The 1,049-nt window shown below is 57.5% G+C and carries 1 rRNA gene; it reads right to left on the bottom strand.

The features are described from left to right. Positions 1 to 1,049 (bottom strand): 23S ribosomal RNA (locus ACZ4E1_RS40280); the annotation flags it as partial.

The following is a 1,049-nucleotide window of genomic DNA, read 5'->3' as shown; positions in this document are numbered from 1 at the left end:
CCTACACCCTTACCCCGGGACAACCACCGCCCGGGATGGACTACCTTCCTGCGTCACCCCATCACTCACCTACTAACCGCTTGGGCCGGCGGCTCCACCACTTTCCTTTCCCCGAAGGGTCCGGAACGGCTTCACGGCCTTAGCATCACGATGCTCGATGTTTGACGCTTCACAGCGGGTACCGGAATATCAACCGGTTATCCATCGACTACGCCTGTCGGCCTCGCCTTAGGTCCCGACTTACCCTGGGCAGATCAGCTTGACCCAGGAACCCTTAGTCAATCGGCGCACACGTTTCTCACGTGTGTATCGCTACTCATGCCTGCATTCTCACTCGTGAACCGTCCACAACTACCTTCCGGTGCTGCTTCACCCGGCACACGACGCTCCCCTACCCATCCCAGCGCCCGTTGGGGCTATTGCTGAAATGACACGACTTCGGCGGTACGCTTGAGCCCCGCTACATTGTCGGCGCGGAATCACTAGACCAGTGAGCTATTACGCACTCTTTCAAGGGTGGCTGCTTCTAAGCCAACCTCCTGGTTGTCTCTGCGACTCCACATCCTTTCCCACTTAGCGTACGCTTAGGGGCCTTAGTCGATGCTCTGGGCTGTTTCCCTCTCGACCATGGAGCTTATCCCCCACAGTCTCACTGCCGTGCTCTCACTTACCGGCATTCGGAGTTTGGCTAAGGTCAGTAACCCGGTAGGGCCCATCGCCTATCCAGTGCTCTACCTCCGGCAAGAAACACACGACGCTGCACCTAAATGCATTTCGGGGAGAACCAGCTATCACGGAGTTTGATTGGCCTTTCACCCCTAACCACAGGTCATCCCCCAGGTTTTCAACCCTGGTGGGTTCGGTCCTCCACGAAGTCTTACCTCCGCTTCAACCTGCCCATGGCTAGATCACTCCGCTTCGGGTCTTGAGCGTGCTACTAAAGTCGCCCTGTTCGGACTCGCTTTCGCTACGGCTTCCCCACACGGGTTAACCTCGCAACACACCGCAAACTCGCAGGCTCATTCTTCAAAAGGCACGCAGTCACGAGG

Source organism: Streptomyces sp. NPDC025806 (assembly GCF_055558275.1).
This window is presented reverse-complemented; position numbering and strand designations above follow the sequence as displayed.